This is a genomic window from Wolbachia endosymbiont of Protocalliphora sialia (assembly GCF_053891855.1).
Genome location: NZ_JAIUJX010000007.1, coordinates 18,915 through 45,104, shown reverse-complemented (window position 1 = coordinate 45,104; position 26,190 = coordinate 18,915). Strand labels below are relative to the sequence as shown.

At 34.1% G+C, this 26,190-nt stretch carries 27 protein-coding genes, 2 tRNA genes, 2 rRNA genes and 2 pseudogenes; 25 read left to right on the top strand and 8 right to left on the bottom strand.

Going from position 1 to position 26,190, the window contains the following annotated elements:
- Positions 1 to 21: 21 nt before the first annotated feature.
- The 3 genes from LB100_RS04020 to ruvC are packed head-to-tail and all read left to right on the top strand — an operon-like array spanning position 22 to position 2,045.
- Complete coding sequence (locus tag LB100_RS04020) at positions 22 to 681, top strand: TenA family protein (protein ID WP_264719965.1); 660 nt, start codon at positions 22 to 24, stop codon at positions 679 to 681.
- 47 nt (positions 682 to 728) lie between these two features.
- Entirely contained in the window at positions 729 to 1,556 is an 828-nt protein-coding gene (locus LB100_RS04015; RefSeq protein ID WP_019236912.1) for a cytochrome c oxidase subunit 3, read from the top strand.
- Entirely contained in the window at positions 1,557 to 2,045 is a 489-nt protein-coding gene (gene ruvC, locus LB100_RS04010; RefSeq protein ID WP_456201509.1) for a crossover junction endodeoxyribonuclease RuvC, read from the top strand. It abuts the gene before it with no gap.
- Between the two features lie 25 nt (positions 2,046 to 2,070).
- Here the strand turns inward: ruvC and ruvX are convergent, their stop codons facing one another.
- The 3 genes from ruvX to LB100_RS03995 all read right to left on the bottom strand — a co-directional run bounded on the left by ruvX (position 2,071) and on the right by LB100_RS03995 (position 5,800).
- Complete coding sequence (gene ruvX / locus LB100_RS04005) at positions 2,071 to 2,538, bottom strand: Holliday junction resolvase RuvX (protein WP_264330588.1); 468 nt, start codon at positions 2,536 to 2,538, stop codon at positions 2,071 to 2,073.
- A 358-nt stretch (positions 2,539 to 2,896) separates the two neighbouring features.
- Entirely contained in the window at positions 2,897 to 4,681 is a 1,785-nt protein-coding gene (locus tag LB100_RS04000; RefSeq protein ID WP_456201508.1) for a ribonucleoside-diphosphate reductase subunit alpha, read from the bottom strand.
- Positions 4,682 to 4,729: 48 nt separating this feature from the next.
- Entirely contained in the window at positions 4,730 to 5,800 is a 1,071-nt protein-coding gene (locus tag LB100_RS03995) for a methyltransferase domain-containing protein (protein ID WP_456201507.1), read from the bottom strand.
- A gap of 317 nt (positions 5,801 to 6,117) precedes the next feature.
- Between LB100_RS03995 and LB100_RS03990 the strand changes: the two genes are divergently transcribed.
- From LB100_RS03990 to LB100_RS03980, 3 genes and pseudogenes are all read left to right on the top strand, one after another.
- A 23S ribosomal RNA gene (locus LB100_RS03990) occupies positions 6,118 to 8,882 on the top strand.
- Between the two features lie 67 nt (positions 8,883 to 8,949).
- Positions 8,950 to 9,056: ribosomal RNA gene (gene rrf, locus LB100_RS03985) — 5S ribosomal RNA — on the top strand.
- 222 nt (positions 9,057 to 9,278) lie between these two features.
- Positions 9,279 to 9,772, top strand: a pseudogene (locus tag LB100_RS03980) (IS66 family transposase); the annotation flags it as partial.
- A 74-nt stretch (positions 9,773 to 9,846) separates the two neighbouring features.
- Here the strand turns inward: LB100_RS03980 and LB100_RS03975 are convergent.
- The 3 genes and pseudogenes from LB100_RS03975 to rpmH form a co-directional block, all read right to left on the bottom strand.
- Positions 9,847 to 10,056, bottom strand: coding sequence for a hypothetical protein (locus LB100_RS03975; RefSeq protein ID WP_143689147.1), 210 nt, complete (start codon positions 10,054 to 10,056; stop codon positions 9,847 to 9,849).
- 74 nt (positions 10,057 to 10,130) lie between these two features.
- Positions 10,131 to 10,469: pseudogene (gene rnpA / locus LB100_RS03970) on the bottom strand (ribonuclease P protein component); the annotation flags it as partial.
- Positions 10,470 to 10,491: 22 nt separating this feature from the next.
- Entirely contained in the window at positions 10,492 to 10,626 is a 135-nt protein-coding gene (gene rpmH / locus LB100_RS03965) for a 50S ribosomal protein L34 (RefSeq protein WP_264336924.1), read from the bottom strand.
- Between the two features lie 107 nt (positions 10,627 to 10,733).
- On the opposite strand from rpmH, the gene pstC reads away from it, so the two are divergent.
- The 3 genes from pstC to LB100_RS03950 all read left to right on the top strand — a co-directional run bounded on the left by pstC (position 10,734) and on the right by LB100_RS03950 (position 13,702).
- On the top strand, positions 10,734 to 11,822 hold the full coding sequence (pstC, locus tag LB100_RS03960; RefSeq protein WP_264336925.1) for a phosphate ABC transporter permease subunit PstC: 1,089 nt from the start codon (positions 10,734 to 10,736) through the stop codon (positions 11,820 to 11,822).
- Positions 11,823 to 11,918: 96 nt separating this feature from the next.
- On the top strand, positions 11,919 to 13,355 hold the full coding sequence (gene atpD, locus LB100_RS03955) for a F0F1 ATP synthase subunit beta (RefSeq protein WP_456201513.1): 1,437 nt from the start codon (positions 11,919 to 11,921) through the stop codon (positions 13,353 to 13,355).
- A gap of 5 nt (positions 13,356 to 13,360) precedes the next feature.
- Positions 13,361 to 13,702 carry a F0F1 ATP synthase subunit epsilon gene (locus LB100_RS03950; RefSeq protein WP_264336926.1) on the top strand — a complete coding sequence of 114 codons (342 nt, stop codon included), beginning with the start codon at positions 13,361 to 13,363 and terminating at the stop codon, positions 13,700 to 13,702.
- Positions 13,703 to 14,014: 312 nt separating this feature from the next.
- Here LB100_RS03950 and LB100_RS03945 read toward each other — a convergent pair whose 3' ends face one another.
- On the bottom strand, positions 14,015 to 16,408 hold the full coding sequence (locus LB100_RS03945) for a hypothetical protein (RefSeq protein WP_456201506.1): 2,394 nt from the start codon (positions 16,406 to 16,408) through the stop codon (positions 14,015 to 14,017).
- A gap of 409 nt (positions 16,409 to 16,817) precedes the next feature.
- Between LB100_RS03945 and fsa the strand changes: the two genes are divergently transcribed.
- The gene (gene fsa / locus LB100_RS03940) at positions 16,818 to 17,459 is read left to right on the top strand and encodes a fructose-6-phosphate aldolase (RefSeq protein WP_264719969.1); all 642 of its coding nucleotides are present in this window, start codon (positions 16,818 to 16,820) and stop codon (positions 17,457 to 17,459) included.
- A gap of 528 nt (positions 17,460 to 17,987) precedes the next feature.
- On the opposite strand, the gene LB100_RS03935 is transcribed toward fsa, so the two are convergent.
- Positions 17,988 to 18,455 (bottom strand): hypothetical protein, encoded by a 468-nt coding sequence (locus LB100_RS03935; RefSeq protein WP_264336930.1) that lies wholly within the window; start codon positions 18,453 to 18,455, stop codon positions 17,988 to 17,990.
- A 149-nt stretch (positions 18,456 to 18,604) separates the two neighbouring features.
- Here LB100_RS03935 and carA point away from each other — a divergent pair, with 149 nt between their 5' ends.
- The 15 genes from carA (at position 18,605) to rpsQ (ending at position 26,176) form a co-directional block, all read left to right on the top strand.
- Positions 18,605 to 19,693 (top strand): glutamine-hydrolyzing carbamoyl-phosphate synthase small subunit, encoded by a 1,089-nt coding sequence (gene carA / locus LB100_RS03930; protein ID WP_456201505.1) that lies wholly within the window; start codon positions 18,605 to 18,607, stop codon positions 19,691 to 19,693.
- Between the two features lie 109 nt (positions 19,694 to 19,802).
- Positions 19,803 to 19,885, top strand: a tRNA-Tyr gene (locus LB100_RS03925).
- Positions 19,886 to 19,889: 4 nt separating this feature from the next.
- A tRNA-Gly gene (locus LB100_RS03920) sits at positions 19,890 to 19,960 on the top strand.
- 78 nt (positions 19,961 to 20,038) lie between these two features.
- The gene (gene tuf / locus LB100_RS03915) at positions 20,039 to 21,211 is read left to right on the top strand and encodes an elongation factor Tu (RefSeq protein WP_264336932.1); all 1,173 of its coding nucleotides are present in this window, start codon (positions 20,039 to 20,041) and stop codon (positions 21,209 to 21,211) included.
- A gap of 14 nt (positions 21,212 to 21,225) precedes the next feature.
- The gene (gene rpsJ, locus LB100_RS03910; protein ID WP_264337275.1) at positions 21,226 to 21,546 is read left to right on the top strand and encodes a 30S ribosomal protein S10; all 321 of its coding nucleotides are present in this window, start codon (positions 21,226 to 21,228) and stop codon (positions 21,544 to 21,546) included.
- A 9-nt stretch (positions 21,547 to 21,555) separates the two neighbouring features.
- On the top strand, positions 21,556 to 22,278 hold the full coding sequence (rplC, locus tag LB100_RS03905; protein ID WP_264336933.1) for a 50S ribosomal protein L3: 723 nt from the start codon (positions 21,556 to 21,558) through the stop codon (positions 22,276 to 22,278).
- A 2-nt stretch (positions 22,279 to 22,280) separates the two neighbouring features.
- On the top strand, positions 22,281 to 22,895 hold the full coding sequence (rplD, locus tag LB100_RS03900) for a 50S ribosomal protein L4 (RefSeq protein WP_006012216.1): 615 nt from the start codon (positions 22,281 to 22,283) through the stop codon (positions 22,893 to 22,895).
- Positions 22,892 to 23,179 carry a 50S ribosomal protein L23 gene (locus LB100_RS03895; RefSeq protein WP_456201504.1) on the top strand — a complete coding sequence of 96 codons (288 nt, stop codon included), beginning with the start codon at positions 22,892 to 22,894 and terminating at the stop codon, positions 23,177 to 23,179. The genes rplD and LB100_RS03895 overlap by 4 nt, the downstream gene beginning before the upstream one ends.
- A gap of 1 nt (position 23,180) precedes the next feature.
- The gene (gene rplB / locus LB100_RS03890) at positions 23,181 to 24,005 is read left to right on the top strand and encodes a 50S ribosomal protein L2 (RefSeq protein WP_456201503.1); all 825 of its coding nucleotides are present in this window, start codon (positions 23,181 to 23,183) and stop codon (positions 24,003 to 24,005) included.
- Between the two features lie 3 nt (positions 24,006 to 24,008).
- Entirely contained in the window at positions 24,009 to 24,293 is a 285-nt protein-coding gene (gene rpsS / locus LB100_RS03885; RefSeq protein WP_456201502.1) for a 30S ribosomal protein S19, read from the top strand.
- 9 nt (positions 24,294 to 24,302) lie between these two features.
- Entirely contained in the window at positions 24,303 to 24,653 is a 351-nt protein-coding gene (gene rplV, locus LB100_RS03880) for a 50S ribosomal protein L22 (RefSeq protein WP_264719972.1), read from the top strand.
- A 39-nt stretch (positions 24,654 to 24,692) separates the two neighbouring features.
- Positions 24,693 to 25,313 (top strand): 30S ribosomal protein S3, encoded by a 621-nt coding sequence (gene rpsC, locus LB100_RS03875; protein ID WP_456201501.1) that lies wholly within the window; start codon positions 24,693 to 24,695, stop codon positions 25,311 to 25,313.
- Positions 25,314 to 25,324: 11 nt separating this feature from the next.
- Positions 25,325 to 25,738 carry a 50S ribosomal protein L16 gene (gene rplP, locus LB100_RS03870; protein WP_264336938.1) on the top strand — a complete coding sequence of 138 codons (414 nt, stop codon included), beginning with the start codon at positions 25,325 to 25,327 and terminating at the stop codon, positions 25,736 to 25,738.
- Between the two features lie 11 nt (positions 25,739 to 25,749).
- Positions 25,750 to 25,953, top strand: a complete 204-nt coding sequence (rpmC, locus tag LB100_RS03865) for a 50S ribosomal protein L29 (RefSeq protein WP_264336939.1) — start codon at positions 25,750 to 25,752, stop codon at positions 25,951 to 25,953.
- On the top strand, positions 25,946 to 26,176 hold the full coding sequence (gene rpsQ, locus LB100_RS03860; RefSeq protein ID WP_264336940.1) for a 30S ribosomal protein S17: 231 nt from the start codon (positions 25,946 to 25,948) through the stop codon (positions 26,174 to 26,176). The genes rpmC and rpsQ overlap by 8 nt, the downstream gene beginning before the upstream one ends.
- Positions 26,177 to 26,190 lie beyond the last annotated feature (14 nt).

Genomic DNA, 26,190 nt, shown 5'->3' with positions numbered 1-26,190 from the left:
AATTATATTCTAGTTTATGTGATGTTCAGTGGTATAATTAAGAGCTATTATGGGTCAAATCTTTTAAAGGATATTATTGAGCATCCTTTTAATGTTGAATTAGCAAATAATACTTTAAACATAGAAAACTTCAAATTTTATATACAACAAGATGCATTCTTTTTAGCTGATTATGTTCGTACTGTTTTAATGATTGCATCAAAAATGGAGAGTTGTAATAACATTGTTCCATTGATTGGGGTGGCTAAAGGAGGAATAGAGATTATGAGAGTGTTATACGACCACTACTTTACTGTATACTCCATAAATCGTGGAGAAAAGTCGCTTGAGTGTTTCAATTTTACTAACTTTCTTTTGTCTACTTCATATAGCGATGTTTATGAAGCTGTAACAGTTCTTTACTCTTGCCATTTCATATATAAAATTGTTGTTGATAATATGAGAAATAAAATTAAAAAAAATAATAGGTATAAGGATTGGCTTGATTTTTTTGGCAGTAGCTTGATGGAATCTGGATGTGTTGCTTTGGAAGATATTGTTGACGAATATTGTAACAAAGTAGGAGAAAGTGAAAGAACCAGAATGCTAGAATTATTTAAAATAACTGCACAATTTGAGTTAGGCTTTTGGAATAGCGCATATAATTTTTCAAAATTTGATCAAGATTTTAAGAAATATTGACAATTTTAAGCTAATTTGTATGCTTGGTACGTATTTTTGAAGATGATATGAAAAGTAAAGAACATGATTTTCATTTAGTAGATCCAAGTCCCTGGCCAATTGCTATATCAGCAGCAATTCTTGTTCTTGCACTTGGATTAGTTGGTACACTCCATAAACAAATTTCTGGAATATTTGGTTTAGTTTTGGGAATCTCTGCGGTATCAGGGGTGCTGTTTTATTGGTGGAGAGATGTAATAAGAGAAGCAATTTATGATAAATGCCATACTGCCATTGTAAAACATGGACTCAAGCTTGCAATGTACTTATTTATCCTCTCGGAAGTTGTGTTTTTTATAGCGTTCTTTTGTTCATTCTTTAAAGCCTGGCTTGATCCGGTTTTTTTATTTGAAGCGTTTTCTCCTACAAAAAAAGTTGAATGGCCCCCTGAAGGGATTTTACCACCGGATCCGTGGTCATTACCATTCATGAATACATTAATATTATTACTTTCTGGTACAACGATTACTTCAGCACATCATTTTTTACTTGAAAATGATCAAAAGAGCATGATTAAAATGCTGTCTATAACTATATTGCTTGGGATGTTCTTTATAATAGTGCAAGCAATTGAGTATTATGAAGCAAGTTTTTCTCTACAAGAAGCGGGAGAGAAACTTATCTATACATCCAACTTTTACATGATTACTGGTTTTCATTGTGTACATGTTATAATAGGGATAATATTCTTGTCAGTATGTTTATTTAGAGCTCGAAAAAATCAGATTACACCTCAAGATCATTTATGTTTTGAGTTTGCTTCTTGGTATTGGCACTTCGTTGATGTAGTTTGGATATTTTTATTTTTGTTTGTTTATTGGCTCAGCATTTATTAAGTGATTAAGATAATAGGTCTAGATCCAGGAATAAGCAAAACTGGTTGGGCAATTATCAATCTGGAAGAAAAAAATAGTATTGAATTTTTGGGTGGTGGTGCCATATCAACTGATAGTAAGTTGGGTACAGGTAAGCGTTTACATATAATTTTTGAAGAATTAAAGAAAGTAATTTCTCTATACTCTCCAAATGAAGCTGCAGTAGAGAAAATTTTTGTTAATAAGAACCCAAAATCTTCGCTAACTTTAGGATATGCAAGAGCGATTGCAATTTTAGTATTACAAATGACGGATTTACCCATGAATGAATATGATGCAAACTATATAAAAAAGAGCATTACTGGAAATGGTCATGCTGATAAGGGTCAGATTATATTTATGGTAAAGCAAATAGTTAAAAGCTCAAATATAAAATGTCACCATACTGCTGATGCTCTTGCTACAGCAATTTGTCATGCTTATACGAGAAATTCTTGTTTTATTGAATAGTTTTACATGAATTCAGTTAAAAAAACTATTTGATGGTATTTATCTTATCTAACGTTCGTTGCAGAATAATACATGCAGCAATTTTATCATCTATTTTTTTTGATTTTGTGATTGATATTCCAGTAATTTTTAGTGCGTGAGTTGCAAGAGATGTTGATAGACTTTCGTCTTGTAGGTATATGTGTACTTTACATTTTTTTATTATTTTATTTGCAAACTGGATTATTGCTTTACACCATTCAGTCTCTTGGTCATCTATTTTGAATGGTAGTCCTATTACCATTGATCCAGCTTCATTTTCTTTAAGTACTCTATGTAGATAACCTAAATCTTTGCTCATATTTCTTCTATAATATATACTATGAGCTGTAGCTATAAGCTGTGTTTTATCACTAAATGCTACGCCTATTCGTTTTTCTCCCATATCAAGGCACATTATACGTTTATCTCTTGGAATAGACTTTAGAAATTCATCTGGATTTCTATATAGCATCTATTAGATTTCCTTTAAAACCAAGAATAAACAAATAAGTTGTAGTGTGATATAGAACTGTAAGAACGTTCTGTAAGGCAAGGTGTCATTCGAGTAGCTGACACTGGAATCCAGGCTATTTTATCATAGACGTTGTTTTTGACATATATTCCTAAAATCCCCTGCCAATTGTATGGTCTGCAAGCACTTTTATACCTGGATCCCAGTGCTCGACACTGGGATGACAAGAGGAGGAGTGTTTGGATGTTGGTGAGGATTACTTGAATGACGGGAAAGAGAATACTGGACGACAACTGAATTGCCTTGAAAACATAACTTTTGTACAATTGTATTTTTGTGACAGTAAGGTATGTACAGTCTACTGACATGATAGGCATTCATCATAATTAATATCTGTTTTTTGCTGCAGTATTTCGCTTTTTTTGAATATATCATGAGAAATCTTGTCAGCTCTCTGCATTGATTGTGACCTGCAGTAGTATAAGCTCTTTAATCCTTTTTTCCAAGCAAGCATATGTATTTTATGTAAGTAACGTTTATGCACATTGGCAGGTAAGAACAGATTTACTGATTGAGATTGACAAATATAAGAAGTTCTATCACTTGCATGTTCTATGATCCATTGTTGATCAAGTTCGTATGCTGTTTTAAATGTCAGTTTTTCATGCTTGCTAAGAAAATCTAAATGCTGAACAGAACCCTCATTTGTTGAAATTGAGGACCATGTTTCATCATTGTCTTGATTTTTTTCTGCTAGTAGTTTTTGCAAGAATTTATTTCGTACTACAAATGAACCTGTCAATGTCTTCTGTATAAATACGTTTGCTGCATATGGCTCTATTCCAGGGGAAGTGTTGCCTGCGATAATCGAAATTGAGGCAGTTGGAGCAATAGCGAGCTTATGTGTGAACCTTTCCATTAGATCGATTTCTTTAGCGTCAAGACATGGCCCTTTTTCTTCTGCTAATTTTTTAGAAACTACATCTGCTTGCTCGCGCAAATGCTTAAATACTTTTTTATTCCATTGTTGGGCTGTTACTGATTCAAAAGGAACCATTTTACTTTGTAAAAATGAATGAAAACCCATCACGCCAAGACCGATACTACGCTCTCTTATTGCGGAATATTTTGCTCGCTGTATTTCATTTGGTGCTTGGTTTATGAAATCCTCTAATACATTATCAAGAAAACGCATTATATCTTCTATGAAAAGCTCATTATCTTTCCATTCTTCGTAGTATTCAAGATTTACGGATGATAAACAACATACAGCAGTGCGTGACTTGTTCAGGTGATCGTAACCTGTAGTTAAAGTTATTTCACTGCATAGGTTTGACATTTTGATATCTAAATTGAGCTTTTTGTAAGGTTCTGGTTTATTGTTATTTGTTGCATTAAGAAAGATAATATAAGGTTCTCCAGTTTCAATTCTTGCTGTTAATATTTTAATCCATATATCCCGTGCTTTTACTGTTGAAATAACTTTATTGTTATGAGGGCTTATTAAATTCCATTCTTGATCATCTTCAACAGCTTTCATAAACTTATCTGTTACTATTACAGCATGATGTATATTTAATGCTTTGCGATTTGGGTCACCACCAGTTGGCTTACGTAAATCTAGAAACTCTTCTATTTCTGGATGCCATACAGGAAGATAAACTGCTGAGCTTCCTCTTCTTAAGGATCCTTGGCTGATTGCAAGCGTCAGAGCATTTTGTACTACGATAAATGGCACAATTCCTGATGTTTTACCGCTACCTTTGACACTTTCACCAATTGAACGTAAATTTCCCCAATAACTACCTATTCCACCACCACGTGCAGCGAGCCAAACATTTTCATTCCATAGATCAACTATTCCCTTCAAGCTATCTTCAGTTTCATTAAGAAAGCAGGAAATAGGCAATCCTCTTTTGGTACCGCCGTTACTAAGTATTGGTGTTGAAGGCATGAACCACAAGTTGCTCATGTAATCATAAAGACGTTGTGCATGTTTTCTATCATCAGAATAGTAATTAGCAATACGTATAAAGAGATCTTGATAACTTTCATTTTCTATTAAATACCTATCCAATAGAACTGCTTTTCCAAAATCGGTTAATTTACTATCTTTTGCGTAATTAATAGTAATGTAATTCATAAGGCTCCTTTTATGATAATATAGAAATTTATTTGAGTGATTTCTCGATTAAGTTGTTAAATTTTTTTGTGGATACTGTAATGCAAACAAGATACCATCAACTTGGCTGCCATATATTTTACAGTAACTCATTTGACTTATTTGCATATTTGTTTCTTTTGCAACATGCTGAATATAATCTTCTGAGTGACGAAAATAATCTCCTTTGTTTACAAAGTCAATACCTTTACTTTCCTTTCTTCTTACTAAACATACAATAATCCCTTTTTTGTTTGTCAATCCTTTTGCTAGTTCCAATTCTGCTAGAAAATCATGTAGATAGTGTAGCACTTCAGCAAAGATAATTACATCATATTGCTGATTCTTCTCTTGTTTAAGAAATTCTTTCATTTCTGTATGTATTAACTCATCGTAAACAGGTTTACCTTTTATAAGGCATCCTCTTGCAATATTGAGCATTCTATTTGAGATGTCAACTCCTGTTATGCGACTTCTAATATTACTTATTTTTAGGAAGTGACCACATATTCCAGTACCGCAACCAAGGTCGAGTATATTCAGTTCAGAAGTGGAGTTGTTAAAGACTTTTGTAATTATCATGTGTATGAGTTCATGCCCTCTGTATTGTTTGGCAATTAGCCAATGCTCAACAAAATATTCACCTGTGTAATCAAAATATTGCTTTATGAGATTTTTAGGCAATTCTACGATATCTGATGTGTTTGTTATTTTTTTTAAGTAGTAAGAAGCTTCTTTGTGACTACTATCTAATTTTAACGTCTTTGTTAAATAATTATAAGCTTTATTAGTATTTCCTACTGTAAAATGACATCTTCCAATATTATACCAGATTATAGGTAAATTGGGGTAGAATATGCTAATTAACCAAAATCTTAACTTTGCATCTGATATATTACCTTTATAGAAGTGATATAACCCGATTTCAATGTTGGTATTTAACAGGTTTTTAGATTTTTCAAGAAGCACTATAGTTTCTTTATGGAGAGTATTGTATTTATCCATAATGAAATTTTTTACTTTTTTAATGTTTAATAAGCCAGTAAGCTTAGATATAAAATTTAAAGCAAAGTTTTTTATAAGAGATAGATTACTTTTCATACATTAGAAATACTCCAAATGTTCATTGTCATTTTTAGGTAACTAATTTTAACACATTTTATCTTACAAAATATCTTTTTCATTAATTTTTCTGTACATATCAATTTATAGAATATTTCTCAGATTTTACTGTTTAAGATTGTTGATAATAATAGGTAAATGTTTTGTATAAAAAGGCGTTGACATATGATTTATCAGATTGTAACATATAAAAGATTAGTTTTTAGATGTTTGAAAAGTTTTATGGTAGAGATTATTTAATCTCAATTCAATTGTAAGTTAATATTTAACTCTGCATATTCTACATATAGTCAGATAAATAAATTATTAAGAGCACTTGATGGATGCCTTGGCGTTAAGAGGCGATGAAGGACGTGGCAGGCTGCGATAAGCTGTGGGAAATTGTCAACAAATTTTGATCCGCAGATTTCCGAATGGGGAAACCCAACTAGCTTAGCTAGTTATTATATACTAAGTATATAAAGCAAACTTGGTGAACTGAAATATCTAAGTAGCCAAAGGAAAAGAAATCAACCGAGATTCTGTTAGTAGTGACGAGCGAAAGCGGAAAAGGCTAGTGGTTTAAAAATAAGAATTAGAATACTCTGGAAATGGTAACCATAGAAGGTGATAGTCCTGTATAAATAGAAAGTTTTTAAATCCTTGAGTAGAGCGGGGCACGTGAAATCCTGTTTGAATATGGGGGGACCATCCTCCAAGCCTAAATACTCCTTAACGACCGATAGTGAACAAGTACCGTGAGGGAAAGGTGAAAAGAACCCCGGGAGGGGAGTGAAATAGAATCTGAAATTAAGTGCTTACAAACAGTTGGAGCTCTATATCAATTTATTGATATTTAGAGTGACAGCGTACCTTTTGCATAATGGGTCAGCGAGTTAATCTATGAAGCAAGCTTAAGCCGTTAGGTGTAGGCGTAGCGAAAGCAAGTCTGAATAGGGCGTTTAGTTTTATGGATTAGACCCGAAACCAAGTGATCTAGTCATGACCAGATTGAAGGTATGGTAAAACATACTGAAGGATCGAACCAGTTAATGTTGCAACATTATTGGATGAGTTGTGATTAGGGGTGAAAGGCCAATCAAACTTGGAAATAGCTGGTTCTCCGCGAAATCTATTTAGGTAGAGCGTTGTATTTATGTTGTTGGGGGTAGAGCACTGGATAGACTAGGGGGATTCATCATCTTACCAAATCTAACCAAACTCCGAATACCAATAATTAATTATACAGCAGACACACTATGGGTGCTAAGTCCGTGGTGGAAAGGGAAACAGCCCAGATCACTATCTAAGGTCCCAAAATTACAGCTAAGTGGGAAAGGAAGTAGAAAAACCATTACAGCTAGGAGGTTGGCTTGGAAGCAGCCATCCTTTAAAGAAAGCGTAACAGCTCACTTGTCTAAATAAGTTTTTCTGCGCCGAAAATGTACCGGGGCTAAAGCTGTATACCGAAGATGTGGGTGCTTATTGATTTCGATTAGTAGGCGCGGTAGCGGAGCGTTCCGTAAGTCTGTGAAGGTGGTTTGTGAAAACTGCTGGAGATATCGGAAGTGAGAATGCTGACATAAGTAGCGTAAAAGAGTGTGAAAAACACTCTCACCAAAAATCTAAGGGTTCCTACGTTAAGTTAATCTGCGTAGGGTTAGTCGGTTCCTAAGGCGAGTCCGTAAAGGAGTAGTCGATGGCAATTAGGTTAATATTCCTAAACCTCTTAAGTGTGACGGGTTTTGTATTTGTATAGGTCTTATTGGATTGATCTATGCTTAAAAGAAGCTCCAGGAAATAGCACTTATATTTATGAGGCCGTACCGTAAACCGACACTGGTGGATGAGTAGAGTATACTAAGGTGTTGAAAGAATGATGTTGAAGGAACTCGGCAAATTATACCTGTAACTTCGGAAGAAGGGTAACCTGCTTTTAGGCAACTATGAGTAGGTGGCACAAAATAGGGAGTAGCGACTGTTTACTAAAAACACAGGACTCTGCAAACACGTAAGTGGAAGTATAGGGTCTGACGCCTGCCCGGTGCTGGAAGGTTAATAGGAAGAGTGCAAGCTCTGAATTGAAGCCCCAGTAAACGGCGGCCGTAACACTGACGGTCCTAAGGTAGCGAAATTCCTTGTCGGGTAAGTTCCGACCCGCACGAATGGCGTAACGATTTCTCCACTGTCTCCAACATCATTTCAGCGAAATTGAATTCCCCGTGCAGATGCGGGGTACCCGCGGTTAGACGAAGAGACCCCGTGCACCTTTACTATAACTTTACATTGCTATTAAAAATGTGATGTGCAGGATAGGTGGGAGACTTTGAAGTTATGGCGCTAGCTGTAATGGAGTCGACCTTGAGATACCACCTTTTACATTTTTAATATCTAACTATGTTTCATTATCTGAAACTAGGACATTGTATGGTGGGTAGTTTGACTGGGGCGGTCGCCTCCTAAAAAGTAACGGAGGCGTGCGAAGGTAAGCTAGAGCTGGTCGGAAATCAGCTTGATAGTACAATGGCATAAGCTTGCCTGACTGCGAGGCTGACAAGCCAAGCAGAGACGAAAGTCGGTCATAGTGATCCGGTAATTCTGTATGGAAGGGTTATCGCTCAACGGATAAAAGGTACGCCGGGGATAACAGGCTGATGGTGTTCGAGAGTTCATATCGACGACACCGTTTGGCACCTCGATGTCGACTCATCACATCCTGGGGCTGGAGAAGGTCCCAAGGGTTCGGCTGTTCGCCGATTAAAGTGATACGTGAGTTGGGTTTAGAACGTCGTGAGACAGTTCGGTTTCTATCTGCCGTGGGTGAAGGAAATTTGAGAAGATCTGACTCTAGTACGAGAGGACCGAGATGGATATACCTCTGGTGTACCAGCTGTTATGCCAATAGCATCGCTGGGTAGCTATGTATAGATGGGATAATTGCTGAAAGCATATAAGCAAGAAACCCTCTTCAAAAAGATTTCCCAATTAAGGCCGTGGGAGACTACCACGTTGATAGGCTAGGTGTAGAAGCATGGTAACATGTGAAGCTAACTGGTACTAATAGCCTGATTGATTTATTTGCTTTCTATATGTGCATATGCAGTGTTAAATATTAAATTAAAATTTGTTAAGTCAGAAATTTTTGTTGACTTGGTGGCTATAGCAAAAATGAACCACCCGATCTCATTTCGAACTCGGAAGTGAAACTTTTTAGCGCTGATGATACTTAAAAAGGGAAAGTAGGTCGTTGCCAAGTTTATAAAAATTTCTTTTTATTTATATCTGTTCAGTAGAGCGATGAAACAAGGTAAACATAGAGTAGCTGTGAGGTAATATAACTGATCTTTTACAACTCTGCGAAAACTTTAAAATAAAAGTAGAATTTGTTACCTATTTGCAAACGAGGAGGAGAGATAGCAGTATTTAATAAATCATTAAAATAAGCTTGGTTAGTGCTCAAGCAATACTGAAAGTTTTAAAGGGAAAGAAGATTTTAAAAGACAGTGTATGTTGCAATCGTAATAGTCGCTGACAGATATGCAGCGTACAATTATTTTGCTGATAAAAAAGGTAAATTTATTGGATACCCTTAGCAAGGTACTTTGAAACATAGTTGAACTATTGAAGTTAAAATTCTGGGCTGTTACTTAAAAAACGCATTCACTGAATTATTTGTGCTAAAAAAAAGCTTTATTAAAAAGTGAAAGAGATGTTTTAACAGAAGTGTAAGAAAGTTGCAAAACGTATAAGGTATTACTTAAAGCTACCTATCTGAAGCAACTGGAGCTTCTCAAGTTGCGAAAAATATTTTAAAATCCGAAAGAATGATGTGAAATTTTTAAGTAAATCAGAAAGTATTCCACTACCATACTGAACAGCAAATTAGGCATTATATCGCTTACTGTAAAAGCTCATATTTTACGTAATCAGAGCGAGGAACTTGAAAGGATAATTTCATTATACTTAACATGAAAACAAAGAGAACTGTACAATTCCCTGCCTATCGTTTCTTGAACCACTCCCCTGAACGGGTACTTTTACTTTTATCAAACTATTCTCTTATTGTAATAAGTTGCTTCTATATTCAAATTTAGCAATTTCCCTCTAGGATTATCCTTATTTTGTTCTAAATATAGGCTTTGTTCAAATGCCATTCCCCATTGTGTGCGATAGCTAGACTCTCTATATTTATAAAAACTCTCCTTAGCATTATTTGTATCGAGCTTTTTATCTTGTTTTCTTATACTCTCTACCATCAAGCACCCACATCTATTAATTTATTTTTAAAAACTTTACTTATCTTATCATAAAAAATATAGCTGTAAATACTTTAGTGAAAATTTCTTCTTATTTTATCTTTCTTTAAGCAAATATTGAGGTCTTTTTGTAAATTTTTATAGCCTGCTTGCATAATGTTTTTATGGGTTAGTATTATGTAATAGCATCCTACATTACTTATATTAGAAATGCTAACTTTAGCTAGCATTCGTAATTGCCTTTTTATTTTATTTCTTTTTGCTGCTTTTCCGACTTTTTTACTGATAGCCAGACCTACTCTAATAACATGAATATACTTTTCAGGTTCTCTTTCTTTTATAGCATATAGTGATATATATACCCCTCGATAAAAAAGACTGTCAGGTGCTAATCTATTTTTAAAGGCAAAGGAAAACTCTTTTTTTTTATACTTACTATGCGCATAATTTGTTACACCCTAATGAACGGCGCCTATTAAGGATTTTTCTTCCAGCTTTTGTTGACATACGTGAACGAAATCCGTGTCTACGCTTTCTTATCAAATTTTTTGCTTGTAATGTTCTTTTCATTGTTTTTATATTAATATGACTATTTATTTTAAATTATTTTGCTCTATTGTCAAATAATGGTCAACTTCTATAGCATTCTTATTGAATAAAATTTGATATATGGAAAAATGAATTTAATTATAGGCGTACCTGTTTTACTAATCCTTTTATTTTGTTTGAGTAGGTTTCAAGCAGTAAGTAAAGTTAAGTCTTATATATATTTGAGTTGTATTTGGATGTTAGCTTGTTTGTTAGCACTCTATGGTGGTTATTTTATAATTTCTATTTCTATAGCGTTACTTTTTTTTATGCTGATTTTTATCTTTAAAGATAAAAGAAATAAGATGGTAAAATTTTTGTTATTTATGGCTTTAACCATATCACTTTTTATCACTTTATTTATAATGCTATCTATTTTTATTCAGTCCATTTCTTTTTTTAACAAAGTCGCTATTTCAGAATTCTTATTTTGCTTAAAATGGAAGCATAATGTAGCTATTATTGGTGAAGGAGAGGTGGGGTGTTTTGGTATAGCGCCACTTTTAGTGGGGACATTACTTATAACTATTGTAGCAATGTTAGTTGCGGTGCCGCTTGGTTTATTTTCTGCAATATATATTAGTGAGTATGCGAGTGAAAAAGTGCGTTATGTTATTAATACAGCCTTACAGGTTTTGTCTGCTATTCCTACTGTTGTATATGGATACTTCTCAGTTGTATTTTTGTCTTTTTTTATAAAGCAGGTAGCGAATTTTTTTAATCTAAGTATACACTCAGAAAGTGCTTTGATTGCTGGTTTATCGATTGGAATAATGATTCTTCCTTTTATTATTTCTTTGCTTGAAGATGCTATAAGATCTGTTCCAAAAAGTTTACGTTATGGTTTTATGGCGCTTGGCGCAACACCAGCGGAAACTATATGGCATATAACAATACCTTATGCAATTCCTACAATTTTAAGTGCAGTTTTATTATCAATTTCAAGGGTGATAGGTGAAACAATGATTGTACTAATGGCTGTGGGAATCAATGCAAATTTGACCTTTAATCCTCTCAATTCAGTTACTACTATCACTGTACAAATTGCTACATTACTTACCGGAGATCAGGATTTCAATAGTGTGCAAACTCTTGCTGCTTATGCGCTTAGTTTGGTGCTGTTTGTTATTACTTGGCTATTGAATGCATTTGCATTGTTTATAATGAAACGTAACTAGTAAGTGTTTTAATATTGCAAAGTTTCTGTTAATAATATAAGATTTATTTTCTTTAGAAGTTCTTTTATAGAATTGTAGTGTTAGGTGATGAAAGAGATGAGTACAGGTAAAGTAGTTAAAATAACTCAAGCAGTTGTTGATTTAAAATTTGAAGGCGAGTTACCTAAGATATTTAATGCTTTAAAAAGCAAACTAAAATGTAAGGGCAAGGAGCTAGTTTTAGAGATTTCACAACATATAGGTGACAATATAGTTCGTTGCATTGCTATGGATAGCACAGATGGTATGTCAAGAGGTGATGAGTTTGTTGATACAGGTGCACCAATATCAGTTCCGGTTGGACGCTCAACTTTAGGAAGGATTTTTAATGTTGTAGGAGAGCTTATAGATGAGTGTGGTCCTTTAAAAGGAAAGTATAATTTAGAACCTATACATAGATCACCTCCAAGTTTTACCGAGCAGAAGATACAGGAAGAAGTTTTAGTTACAGGAATAAAGGTTATAGATCTTCTTGCTCCTTATCTTAAAGGAGGAAAAATTGGCTTATTTGGTGGAGCTGGTGTTGGTAAAACAGTTCTGATAATGGAGCTGATTAACAACATAGCAAAAGCTCATAAAGGATTTTCTGTGTTTGCCGGAGTAGGAGAGAGAACGCGTGAAGGTAATGATCTTTATAACGAGATGATTACTTCGAATGTAATAGATATAAATGAGCACGAAAAATCTCAAGCCGTTTTGCTTTATGGTCAAATGAATGAACCTCCTGGAGCAAGAGCTAGGGTTGCTTTAACAGCACTAACTATGGCAGAGTATTTTCGTGATCATGAAAATCAAGATGTTCTATTTTTTGTAGATAATATCTTCCGTTTTACTCAAGCTGGCTCTGAAATTTCTGCTTTGCTTGGAAGAATACCGTCGGCTGTTGGTTATCAGCCAACTCTTGCGACTGATATGGGCGCTATGCAAGAGAGAATAGCCTCAACTACTGCTGGTTCTATTACTTCTGTACAGGCTATATATGTTCCTGCAGACGATTTGACCGATCCAGCTCCAGCAACGACATTCTCTCATCTTGATGCAACCACAGTGTTGTCAAGGCAGATAGCTGAAATGGGTATATACCCTGCTGTTGATCCACTTGACTCAACTTCTCAGTCTTTATCTGCTGAAATCATTGGTGAAGAACATTATAATGTGGCTTCTGAGGTGAAACGTATATTGCAAACTTATAAGTCGCTGCAAGATATTATCGCAATACTTGGTATGGATGAACTATCTGATGAAGATAAAATTATTGTTGATAGAGCTCGTAAAATTCAGAAGTTTCTTTCTCAACCTTTTCATGTTGCGGAGGTATTTACTGGCATGTCTGGCAAATTTGTTTCACTTTCTGATACTATTTCTAGTTTTAAAGGAATTATTGAAGGTAAATATGATCATCTGCCAGAAGCTGCTTTTTATATGGTGGGAAGTATAAGTGAAGCAATAGAAAAGGCTGAATCAATAAAAGCTGAAGTTGGAGCCGGACATTAAAGATTATGAACACTTTTAAGGTGCAATTTTTTTCTCCTGATAATCGAATTTCATTCGATGAAGTAGTTTCTCTTTCAGTGAACGGGCTTAAAGGGGAATTGATGATTTTAGCCTACCATTCCCCTTATTTAATTTATTTATTGCCTAGTATAATTACTGTTCAAATGAGTAACCAGATAAAGGAGAAAGTTGTAATTGACAATGGTGTATTAGAGGTTATAAATAATGATTGTAGCATTCTAACAAATCAAATTCAGGTTTTTGATCATTTGACTCATGATGAGGAATCATTAAAAAATAAGAGAGTTGGTATATATTTAAGTTATCTTGATGTCAAATCTCTTTAGGGGCTCTTTTTGTGTTCAAGAAATGAGTTTACTCTTGTCATTTCCACGTTTGTTGTTCAGGTAGTTGACACACAACTGTACGAACATTATGGTTCAGGGAAGATGTCATTCCAGTATCTTCTTTCTTGTTATCCCAGTGCGTGACACTGGGATCCAGATATAAAAAGTATTTGCAAATCATGCAGTAAACAATAGTTCTTAAGAACATATGTCAAAAACAATGTCCAAAAACTAGATCCCAGTGTCACGCACTGGAGTGACAAGAGTTGGGTGACAAGAAGAAGCACTGGTTTCACATACATCTGAACAGTATTAAACACTTGCAAGCTGACTTTGGCTACACACCTTTGAGGGACTGCTGATTAAGTCTAGAAGTGAATTACAGTGATCGCTATGAAATGCGCTATCAAGGCTTAAAGACCTAGATTTTTTTTCTGAATCATCAATTTTCTCTGTAAGCTGGTAAAACATTTTTGAATTATTATCAAAAACTTCCTTTTTATTAACAAGTACTTGATCAATTGCTGGACTTAACAGTTCTACTTGGCTATTTAAGTATTGCACTGTACCGTTTAGCTCTTTTCTTTCTCTAGTTATTCTTTCAATTTCCAGAGCTTTATTTCCAATTATTTCTGTCAAGTGCTCATTACATTCTTCCAATTCTTTAATCTTTGACTTCAGTAATTGATTCTCTTTTGTTTCTTCTCTCTTCTGCGACAACTGTTGCTTATACTTCTTAATTTGCTCATCTTTAAGCTCTACCTCGTTCTTTAACTCTTCATATTCCTGCTTTAGCTGATCTACCTCTTGTTTATAAGATTCCAGATTTGTGTTGTACTTATAATCTAAGCATCGAATTGTAGATTTTAAATCCTGTATATCTTTCCAATTTTCATCTAATATACCTCCTGCTTCCTCTTCCGCTTTTTTAAACTGTTTCAATTTATCTTCCAGTTTTTCATTTTTTGCATTAGCAATTGTTAACTTTTTCTCTAGATCTTTCTTTCCTTCATGTGCACTTTCAAGTTCTTGTATTTTCTCTTGCAGCTCTGTTGATATATTTTCTAGCTTCTCATCTTTTTGTGTTAGTCCAATTTGCAATTTTACGTTTTTTTGCTTTTCTTCTTCAAGTTTATTCTGTAAATCACTATTATGCTTTTCAAATTTTTGCTCAGCATCTTCGAGCCTACATTGTAAGTTGTTTCTCTGCTGATTTAACTCTCTAATTTCTTGCTCAGCCTCGTCGAGCCTATATTGTAAATCGTTCCTCTGCTCGTTTAATTCTCTAATTTCTTGCTTTTCTTTTCCAAGTTCATTCTGTAAATCACTATTATGCTTTTCTAACTCTTCAAATTCTTGCTCAGCCTTGTCGAGCCTATATTGTAAATTGTTCCTCAGTTCATTTAATTCTCTAATTTCTTGTTCAGCTTTTGTAAGCTTTTGATCTAGTTGTTGTGAGTTAACTTCTGTTTGCACTGCAGCTTCTTGCAAATTAACTTCTGTCTGAGTTTCAGTTTCTTGAGAGCCAATTCCTGTTTGAGTTTCAGCGTGCTGCACAGTAACCTCTGCTTGAGTTTCAATGTGCTGTAAATTAACTTCTATTTGAGTTGCAACCTCTTGTAAGTTCTGAGCTTCAGACTGTTGAGGGATAATTTCTGTTTGAGTTTCAATGTGTTGTACAGCAATTTCTGTCTGAATTGCAGCCTCTTGTAAATTAACCTTTGTTTGAGTTTCGGTTTCTTGAGAGCCAATTTCTGTTTGAGTCTTAACGTGTTGCACAGAGACCTCTGTCTGAGTTTCAGTGTGCTGTGAATTAACTTCTGTTTGAGTTGCAATTGCCTGAGTTGCAATCTGCTGTGGATTAACCTCTGATACATTGTTGCTAGTGAAAGAAAGAATAGGATTGCTTTTAGGATCATTTTCAAGATCTTTCATCTTTTCATCTTTATTGATTACGATATGTTCATTATTTTGCAGATTAATAACAGCTGGAGCATCTTTATTCTTTCCCAATAATGCTTTTACAACATCGTGTAGAGAGAGGCCTTGAATATATAATTCCTCATTTTGTCTTATTAAATTCCAAAACTCCTCAGGTGGCGATTTAAAATCTTTACCATTAAACTGTAGTACTTTAGTTATACCAGAATTACTTACATTCATAACCATAGTACAGGTAACAGTTTTTCCATCCTTGTCCTGCAAAGACCAAGTGCTTGTCATTTCATAATATGCACCCTCTTTAAATTCATAATGTCTTTCCTTACCTTTTCGGTAAGCGTATATGTCATGCTTTTTATCGCAATAAATATTCAATGTGCTAATATCCCTCTCTTGCTGCAAGATATCACTAATTCTTATTGGCTCACTTCTATTGTAATTAATAAGATTAATGTTTAACACTCTATCAGAGTTGTTAGTTTTTGCATAAAAAGCTCGAAGGTCTATGTCTTTGTTTCTAAAATACTTACTTACAGTTTTTTTTGCCTGATTTGCTAATTCTGTATAGTGATCAAAATCTTTCTTAAAGCTCTTGCTGAAAGAGTTATCTATATATGCTTGCTTGAAATTTTCATCATTTGTCAAATCCATTAGCAAGTCATAAAATTCCCATTTGTCCTGATAGTATTCTTCTAAAACAGTAATGCTATTTTTTCTTTTCAGTTCTGCTAATATGTTTTTCAATATCAAGAATTTTGCTGACATAGTATACCCCACTTACTATATTGTTCTGGTAATATATTTACTTTAGGAGTGATTAACTCCTTTTATATTAACCTTTTTAGTTGAATTTAATTGCGAGCGTTAAACTCGATCTTAGTCATTTTGTTTATCGTTCCCCACTATCTATTTGTGTTACTATACTAATAGTAGCACTAAGTTTTAGGCTATGCAAGAATTTCTATTGAACGTAAAGCTAGTAAACTTCAGAAATTTGGTATGCTAATTCTGTTGCAACTAATTCATGTTTATTACCAGAGGTATACTGTGTCTCAGTTCAATATTTTCTTTCCTAACAGACTTAGAATTGAGTTGAGTTAAAAATCCGATTTTATTTAACACTTTCCAAAGATGACAATATTTTGTAAAAATAGGTTTTGAACAGGATAATAATATGGAAATTTTTCTTGATAGTGTTGATTTAAATGAAATTAAAGAACTAAAAGAGTTCATTGATGGCATAACAACTAATCCTTCTTTAATAGCAAAGTCTGGGCGTAAAGATAAATACGAGGATTTAGTGCGTGAAATATGCTCTATTATCAAGGGGCCTGTTAGCGTTGAAGTTGTTGCAGATAGCCATGAAGATATGGTTAAGGAAGGCCTTAAGTTAGCAAAAATCGCTAGTAATATCGTAGTAAAGTTACCCCTTACACATGAAGGATTAATTTCTTGTAAAAAGTTGTGGACAGAACATAAAATACCTGCTAATATCACGTTATGTTTTTCTCCTGGACAAGCACTGTTTGCCGCTAAGGCAGGTGCTTGTTTTATTTCTCCCTTTGTTGGTCGCCTTGATGATATAAGCTATGATGGCTTATCACTAATAGAAGATATATGCACTATATATTCTAATTATAATTTTAAGACAAAAGTTCTTGTTGCATCAGTGAGAAGCCCAGCACATGTAATAGAAGCTGCAAGGATTGGCGCTGATTCAATTACTGTACCAGCAAAAATACTTAGACAATTAATTAATCATCCACTTACTGATCAAGGGCTCGCAATATTTGAAAAAGACTGGGGCGTAAAGTGATACATGATATTGCTATAAAATATAATATAAAAAGGACATATGTACCATCTGTCCTTTAAAGACATGCAGGTTAATGATATGCGTAATTCAGAATTTTAAACATAATGATCCTCCTGTTAATAAAAAAAGATTCAAAAAAATGTATACAGCTACGACCGAAGTATAGCTAAAATATATTTTAACTGAAGATTATAGATTAATTGAATTGAAAAGCATGCAGACGAAAATAGATTCCAAACTCTAGAACACCTTCATTACGAATAGTAAAAAGACTATCAGAATTTGTCAAGTAATTTTTATCGTAATTTTATGAACATGACGTACATCTGTATAGAGATTGAATATGTCATTTAGGTAGCCTCTTTGTTGTCATTCCAGTACTGAAATCCAGTTAGATTTGCGAGTATAAAAGTAATACAACATTTTTGATGATGGAAGCCATTACTAGGATGACAAGAAAGGAAGTACTGGTTTCAGTTTTTGTACGTTAGCCATGTATCTCAAATTTAATTATTTATAAATAAAAGATCACACTCCTTGGCTTTGTGATGGAATAAGTTTTTCAATGCTGTCTACACAAAACTCAGCCGTGTTGTTAGCTATTTCATCGAATTTATCATTTATATCCTTACCTATTTTTTCATCTTTAATATATTCATACAGAGCTAAAATAGCTATAGTTGAGCATATTGCGATGAAACCAACTTTTGCTGTAATAAGTAATGATAGCCCACCTGCAAGTATGGACACTGCTCCAATAGCTAGGTTTATAATTTTATTTTGTGTTGATTGATTCTCTTTATCCTCTAAAACGTTTGATATTGCTTTTGAGGCAATTTTTATTGCTATTGCTGTAGTTGAGATTATAACAAACATCATAGCTATTTTTGCTAAGAGAAAAATTGATGGTAGCATTATTACAAGAAACAGTGAAGCACCTCCTATAAATAACCATTTCTCATTTATTTTTTTAGACTGATCTGTATTATTAGGCATTGCAACCCTCCACTTTCATTAACAGTTTATTCATATAATATGAAACATGCGATAGTCAAGATGTTTTTGTGTGGAGAAGTTTGCGATTGAGTTTTGGCATGTTATTTAAAATTCTTATATAATATTAAATGAGTTTAAGAGAGAGTTAAATGCAGAATGCAGCTTTAGTTTTACAAGATGGCAAGTGCTTTTTGGGAAAATCGATAGGTAAAAAAGGTAAATGTATAGGTGAGGTTTGTTTTACCACTGGTATGACCGGGTATCAACATACTATAACCGATCCTTCTTTTGCTGATCAAATAATAGCGTTCACTTTTCCTCATATTGGTAATGTTGGAATAAATCACAAAGATAATGAAGGAGAAAAAGTTTTTGCAAGTGGTGTGATTATGCGTGAACTTTCTCCTATGTCTCACTCTTCTTCATATATTAGTTTAAATGATTGGTTGGAGAAAAATAATGTAGTTGGGATATCGGGAATTGATACTAGAGCTTTGACGAGATATTTGAGAAAACATGGATCTCAAAATGGAATGATATGTCCGTCAAGTGAGGCACATATATTAGATGAATTGAAGAAATACAAATCTGTAAATGGAATAGAAATAACTAAGAAAGTCAGTTTAAGTAATAACTTTCAAAGCGCTCTTAATGCAAAATATAGGGTTGTAATTGTTGATTTCGGTGTAAAAAATAGTATAATCTCACGCTTAGTAGAACTTGATTGTACGGTTGAATTAGTCAAACCAGATACAGGTTTTGCTCACAAAATATTAAGCATGAATCCAGATGGTATAGTGCTTTCAAATGGCCCTGGTGATCCACAAGAGATAGGAGAGAGTGTAATTTCAGAAATAGAAATTATTGTGAAATCTAAAATACCAGTTTTTGGTATATGCCTGGGCCATCAATTACTTGCAGTTACTTTGGGGGCAAAGACTGTTAAGATGGATATTGGTCATCGAGGGAGTAATCATCCAGTTTATGATCTGGAGAGTAAAAAAGTTGAGATAACTAGCCAAAATCATGGTTTTGTTGTTGATTCAGCTTCTCTTCCAAGTAACGTTGAAGTTACTCATATTTCTCTATTTGATAATAGTGTAGAGGGAATAATGATGAAGGATTACCCAGTCTTTTCTGCTCAATACCATCCAGAAGAAGCGCCAGGTACGCATGATTCACATTATTTATTTAGGCGTTTTATTGATAATATTTTGTTATATAAAAGTAAAATCTAACTGAAATCAGTTAGATTAGCTTTTATTACTTGATCTTTTGGATTTGGATGTTTAATATTAGGGATAATAAAACTTAAGTTAAGGTAGTGTTCTCTTAACAGATTTTTGTGGAGGAGTGACCGAGTGGTTAAAGGTAACAGACTGTAAATCTGTCCGCGTGAGCGTACGTAGGTTCGAATCCTACCTCCTCCATTGTGCGGGTATAGCTCAATGGTAGAGCTCTAGCCTTCCAAGCTAGTGACGTGGGTTCGATTCCCACTATCCGCTCTTTTTTTTGTTGTATTTATATAAAATCAACATATTATTTATTGATGTATTTGTATTTTAGGTAGAAGAGTTAAAGTTATGACAGCGATAGTAGAAGCATTTGGAAAGCCGCATGTAAACGTGGGAACGATAGGACATGTGGATCATGGGAAGACAACGTTAACAGCGGCGATAACAAAGCATTATGGTAATTTTGTAGCATATGATCAGATAGATAAAGCGCCAGAAGAAAGAAAGAGAGGGATAACAATAGCAACAGCGCATGTTGAATATCAAACAGAAAAGAGACACTATGCACACGTTGATTGCCCTGGACATGCTGATTATGTAAAGAATATGATAGTAGGTGCAGCACAGATGGATGCAGCAATATTGGTAGTGTCAGGGGTTGATGGGCCGATGCCACAAACGAGAGAGCATATATTGCTGGCAAAACAAGTGGGTGTTGGATATATCGTGGTATATATAAACAAAGCTGATGTTGCTGATGCTGATATGATAGATTTGGTGGAAATGGAAGTGAGAGAGTTGCTGAGTAAGTATGGATTTCCAGGTGATGAAGTGCCTGTGATAGTTGGGTCTGCGTTAAAAGCATTAGAGGATGATGGTAGTGAGTATGGAAAGAAATCAATAGATAAATTGATGGAGAAGTTAGATGAGTATGTGGCAGTACCTCCAAGGCCTATAGATTTGCCGTTTTTATTGCCAATAGAAGATGTATTTTCAATATCGGGCCGAGGAACGGTAGTAACAGGAAGAATAGAGAAGGGGGAGATAAAGACAGGGGATGAGATAGAGATAATAGGTCTGAAAGCGACGCAAAAGACGATATGTACTGGTGTTGAGATGTTTAAGAAGTTGCTAGATAAGGGAAGTGCAGGACTCAATGTAGGAATACTACTAAGAGGAACAAAGAGAGAAGAAGTGGAGAGAGGGCAAGTATTGGCAAAACCAGGGACAATAACTCCGCATAAGAAATTTAATGCGGAGGTGTATATATTGAAGAAAGAAGAAGGAGGAAGGCATACACCATTTTTTGGAAATTATCAGCCACAGTTTTATTTAAGGACAACGGATGTAACTGGGAGCATAAAATTGCTAGATGGAAAGGAGATGGTAATGCCAGGGGATAATGTAAGTATAGAAGTGGAATTGCAAGTACCAATAGCAATGGATAAAGGATTGCGTTTTGCGATAAGAGAAGGTGGTAGAACTGTTGGTTCTGGTGTTGTTTCGGAAATTTTAGAATGAGTATAGTAACTAAGATGAAGCAAGATATATATATTAGAATTAAAGCTTTCGATTGTTCTTTATTGGAAAAGTGTATTCGGGAGTTTATTGATCAATTAAAGCAGTTTAATGCAGATTTATCTGGTCCGATTGCGTTGCCAAGAAAAGATTCTAAATTTATTGTTAATAGGTCTCCTCATGTTGATAAAAAATCTCGCGAGCAATTTGAAATGAGAATTTCTAAGCGGTTAATTATTGTACATAATCCTACTTCTACTATGATGAAGATGCTTGCAGATTTATCTTTTTCTGCTGGTGTAGAAGTGGATTTAAAGGTTAAGGAAGTTAATATTTAGGAAAAGAAAATGAAGAGAATAAATTCGCTTAGGAGAGTTGGTTTATTAATGACTAATGTTGGCCATACTGCTATGTATTTTGATAATAGTCGCATGGCTGTAACTTTACTGCATCTCAGCGAAACTTGTATTATCGATATAAAAGGACAAGATAAATGTGGCTACAATTCAGTCATTTTAGGTACGGGGGATTTAAAAAAAATAGCAAAACCTCAGTTGGAATATTTAAAGAAAAAGGGTATAAATAGTAAATGTAAATTATACGAAAGTAGATTAATTGATCTATTAGGAATAGAATGTGGTAAAAAGGTGGGGGTTAATCATTTTGTAGTTGGTCAATATCTTGATATTACGGGTTATTCTTTAGGTAAAGGGTTTGCTGGTGTGATGAAGCGGCATAACTTCAGTGGGCTTAGGGCATCTCATGGTGTTTCTATTGCTCATAGATCGCAAGGTTCTACTGGTCAATGTCAAGATCCTGGTAGAGTATTCAAGGGGAAGAAGATGGCTGGTCATTTAGGTAATAGCAGAGTAACTGTACAGAATATGAAAATATTATCCATTGATTATGAAAATAGCATAATTGCTGTAAAGGGTAATAATGTTCCTGGATTTAAAAACTCTTATGTTTTTGTGAGAGATGCAGTTAAAAAGCCTTTACATAAAGATGTTCCTTTTCCAGTAGGTCTGCTGTTGAATACGAGTGATGATGCTAATAATTTGGTGAGTTAGTTATGGAATGTGAATTAGTTGATCTATCTAATAATAATGTAGGTAGTGTTGAGCTTAATCCCTTGATATTTTCTGCCAAGCAAAAATTGAGTATTTTGCATGATATAGTGAGATGGCAATTAGCAAAGAGAAGAGTTGGTGCTCATAAAACAAAGGGTATCAGTGATGTTTCTGGTACAACAGCTAAGCCGTATGGTCAAAAACGTACCGGTAGGGCGAGACAGGGGAGCTTGCGATCTCCTCAGTTTAGAGGTGGTGGAATTATTTTTGGTCCTGTTGTGAGGAGTCATGCTTATTCTCTTAATAAAAAAGTACGTAAATTTGGTTTGAAAATTGCTTTATCTCTAAAATATTTAAATAATCAAGTTATTGTTCTTGATAGTTTAAATGTTGATGTGAAGAAAACATCTAAAATGTGTGAATATATTAAAAATTTTAAATTTTCTTCTTTTTTAATAGTTGGTGATTATGGAGATGATTTGTTACGTGCTGCTAAAAATTTGCATTATGTAGATTTAATCAAACCTATTGGGTTAAATGTTTTTGATATATTGAATCATGAATGTGTGATGTTAACAAAAGACACTTTAAAGCATCTTGAAGGTAGATTGTTATGATTAAATATAATGATATAATAAAATCTCCTGTAATCACAGAAAAGGCTTCTCTTTTAAGAGAGAAGTTTAATAAATACTCTTTGTATGTTTTTGTAAATGTAAATAAGTGTCAAATAAAATCGGCAATAGAGTCTTTATTTAATGTCAGAATTTCTTCTATAAATGTTATTAGAGTTAAACCTAAATATAGACGTTTCAGGGGTGTGGTTGGTTGTAAAAAACAGAGAAAAAAGGTTTATTTTTCTTTGATAGATGGTCAAAAATTAGATATAATGAGCGTTTAATATGGGTATGAAATTTTTTAATCCTGTTACTCCGTCTTCTCGTGGGACTATATTAATAAGTAAAATTGATTTATCAAAAGATAAGCCGGAGAAGTCTCTTGTATTTGGTAAGAAATCCAGTGGTGGAAGAAATAATTATGGTAGAATTACAATTCGTCACAGGGGTGGTGGTCACAAGAAGAAGTATAGAGTTATAGATTTTAAACGTAATAGAAGTGATCAGGGTATAGTTGAGAAAATAGAGTATGATCCAAATAGAAGTGGGTTTTTAGCATTAATATCATATAAGAAAGATGATATTAAATCTTATATATTAGCTCCTCAAGGTATGAAGCCTGGTGATATTGTGACAGCTGGAGATGATGCTGATATTCTGCCAGGTAATTGTTTGTTGTTGAAATATATACCTGTTGGTTCTTTTGTTCATAACGTTGAATTAAAGCCAGGTGGTGGTGCTGTAATTGCTAGAGCTGCGGGTTGTTGTGCGCAAATTGTTGGTCGTGATGGTCAATATGTTTTATTGCGGCTTAGATCTGGTCAAGTTAGGTTGATTTTATCTTCTTGTAAAGCTACTATTGGTGTAGTGTCTAATCTTGATCATAAGAATAGAAAGCTGGGTAAGGCTGGAAGAAGTAGGTGGCTTGGAATTAGACCTGCTGTGCGTGGAGTTGCAATGAATCCGATTGACCACCCTCATGGAGGTGGAGAGGGAAAAACTTCTGGTGGTCGTCATCCTGTTACTCCTTGGGGTATTGCAACAAAAGGAAAGAAAACTAGGAAAAAAAATAAATCTAGTGATAAGTATATAAAAAAATTGAAAGGTTAATTTATGAGTAGATCTGTATGGAAACCACCTTTTTTACACCCATCTGTAATAAGATTAGTTCAGAGAGCTTTAAAAGAGGGTTCTATTAATAAGGTGATAAAAATTCATTCCAGGGCTTCTGTAATTCTTCCTAATTGTTTGGGTTTAAAGTTTGCTGTTTATAATGGTAAAGATTACATTCCTGTTAGTGTTGATAACCAGAATATGATAGGTCATAAATTTGGTGAATTTTCACCTACTCGTAAATTTACTGGGCACGGTGGTGATAAAAAGGCAACAAGAAGATAGGTAATTGATATGAAAAGTAGGGATATAATAGTTGAGGCTGGTTCTAGGGTTTTAAGATCAACTCCTCGCAAATTGAATTTGGTTGCTGGTTTAGTACGTAATAAAAAAGTTTCTTTTGCTAGTGTACAATTAAGATTTTGTAAAAAAAAAGCTGCTGGTTTTATAATGAAGGTGTTGAATTCTGCAATTGCTAATGCTCAAAATAATTATGGATTGAACATTGATAATTTATATATAAAGGAAATTTTAATAGGCAAGTCTCTTACTTTGCGTAGAGTATATCCAAAAGCTATGGGTAAGGCTAATAGAATGAGTAAATTTTATAGCAATATAACTATAAAATTGAAAGAAATTGTATAATTTATAGAAATGGAAAATTAATAAGGAAAGTGTAAAAATATGGGACAGAAGGTTAATCCTAAAGTATTTAGATTGCAAGTAAATAGTAATACCTGGGATTCTATTTGGTGTGCTACAGACGATTATAAACAGAAATTACATCACGATCTATTTATTCGCAGCTATATAAATGAATCCTTTAAGCATGCTGGTATTTCTAAAGTAATTATAGAGCGTACAGTTAATTTAACGTCTGTAATAATACATTCTTCTAAGCCTGGAGTTATGATAGGTAAGAAAGGTTCGGATGTTGACAAGATAAAGCAAAAAATAGCTAAAAAAGTAGAAAGTAGCGTTGAAGTGAATGTAGTAGGAGTTAAAAAGTCTGAAATAGATGCAGCTTTAATATCAAAGAGTATTACACATCAGCTAGAAAAAAGGATTTCATGTAGAAGAGCGATGAAAAAAGCTATTCAAAATTGTTTGAAGATGGGTGCTAAGGGTATTAAAGTAAGTTGCTCTGGGCGTCTTGGCGGAGCTGAAATAGCTCGTACTGAATGGTACAAAGAAGGTCGCTTGCCTTTACACACTTTGCGTGCTAATATAGATTATGCTTTTTGTAAAGCAAAAACTATATGTGGTATTATAGGAGTTAAAGTTTGGGTTTATATTGGTAGTTAAGGTGTATTGAAATGTTTGTTCCCAAAAAGAGTAAATATAAAAAGGCATTTAAGGGGAGAATTAAGGGTAATGCGAAGGGTGGTAGTACACTATCTTTTGGCGATTATGGCTTAAAAGCTTTGGAAGCAGGTAAGATTCAGTCTAAGCATATTGAAACTGCAAGGCGTATAATATCTAGAACGTTAAAACGCTCTGGTAAAGTGTGGATAAGAATTTTTCCTGATACTCCGGTTAGTAAGAAGCCGGCAGATGTGCGTATGGGTAAAGGGAAAGGTAGTGTTGAATTTTGGGTATTTAAAGCTAAGCCAGGTAGGATTTTGTTTGAAATTAGCAGTGATGTTCCCATGCCTTTAGCAAGGTTGGCGCTTGAAAAAGCGACTGCCAAGCTTCCTATGAAATGTAAATTTATATCTAATCATAATTGAATGGAGTTGCAATGGATATAGTTGAAATTGAATCAAAAGCCTCAAAAGAATTGCATGAAATTCTTTTGAGCTTGAGGAAAGAATTTGTTAATTTGGCTTTTCAAAAAAAACTGGGCCAGTGCAACAATTTTTCGCGTTTTAGCTTAATAAGAAAGAGCATAGCTCGTAGTCTAACTGTATTAAATAGAAGAAAGAGAGAGGGAAAAAATGCCTAAGAAGGTTTTTTGTGGTGTCGTAACTAAGGCTGACTCTGATAAGACTGTAAAGGTTTCGGTGTTACAAGTGTATAAGGATAGGCTGTATAAAAAAGTTATTAAAAAATACAAGAAGTATACAGCACATGATGAGAATAATAGTTGCAAAAAGGGAGATAGGGTTTTAATACAGGAACATAAGCCTATTTCTGTTACTAAAAAATGGGTTGTTATCAATAGCTAAAAAGGAATAGGTAT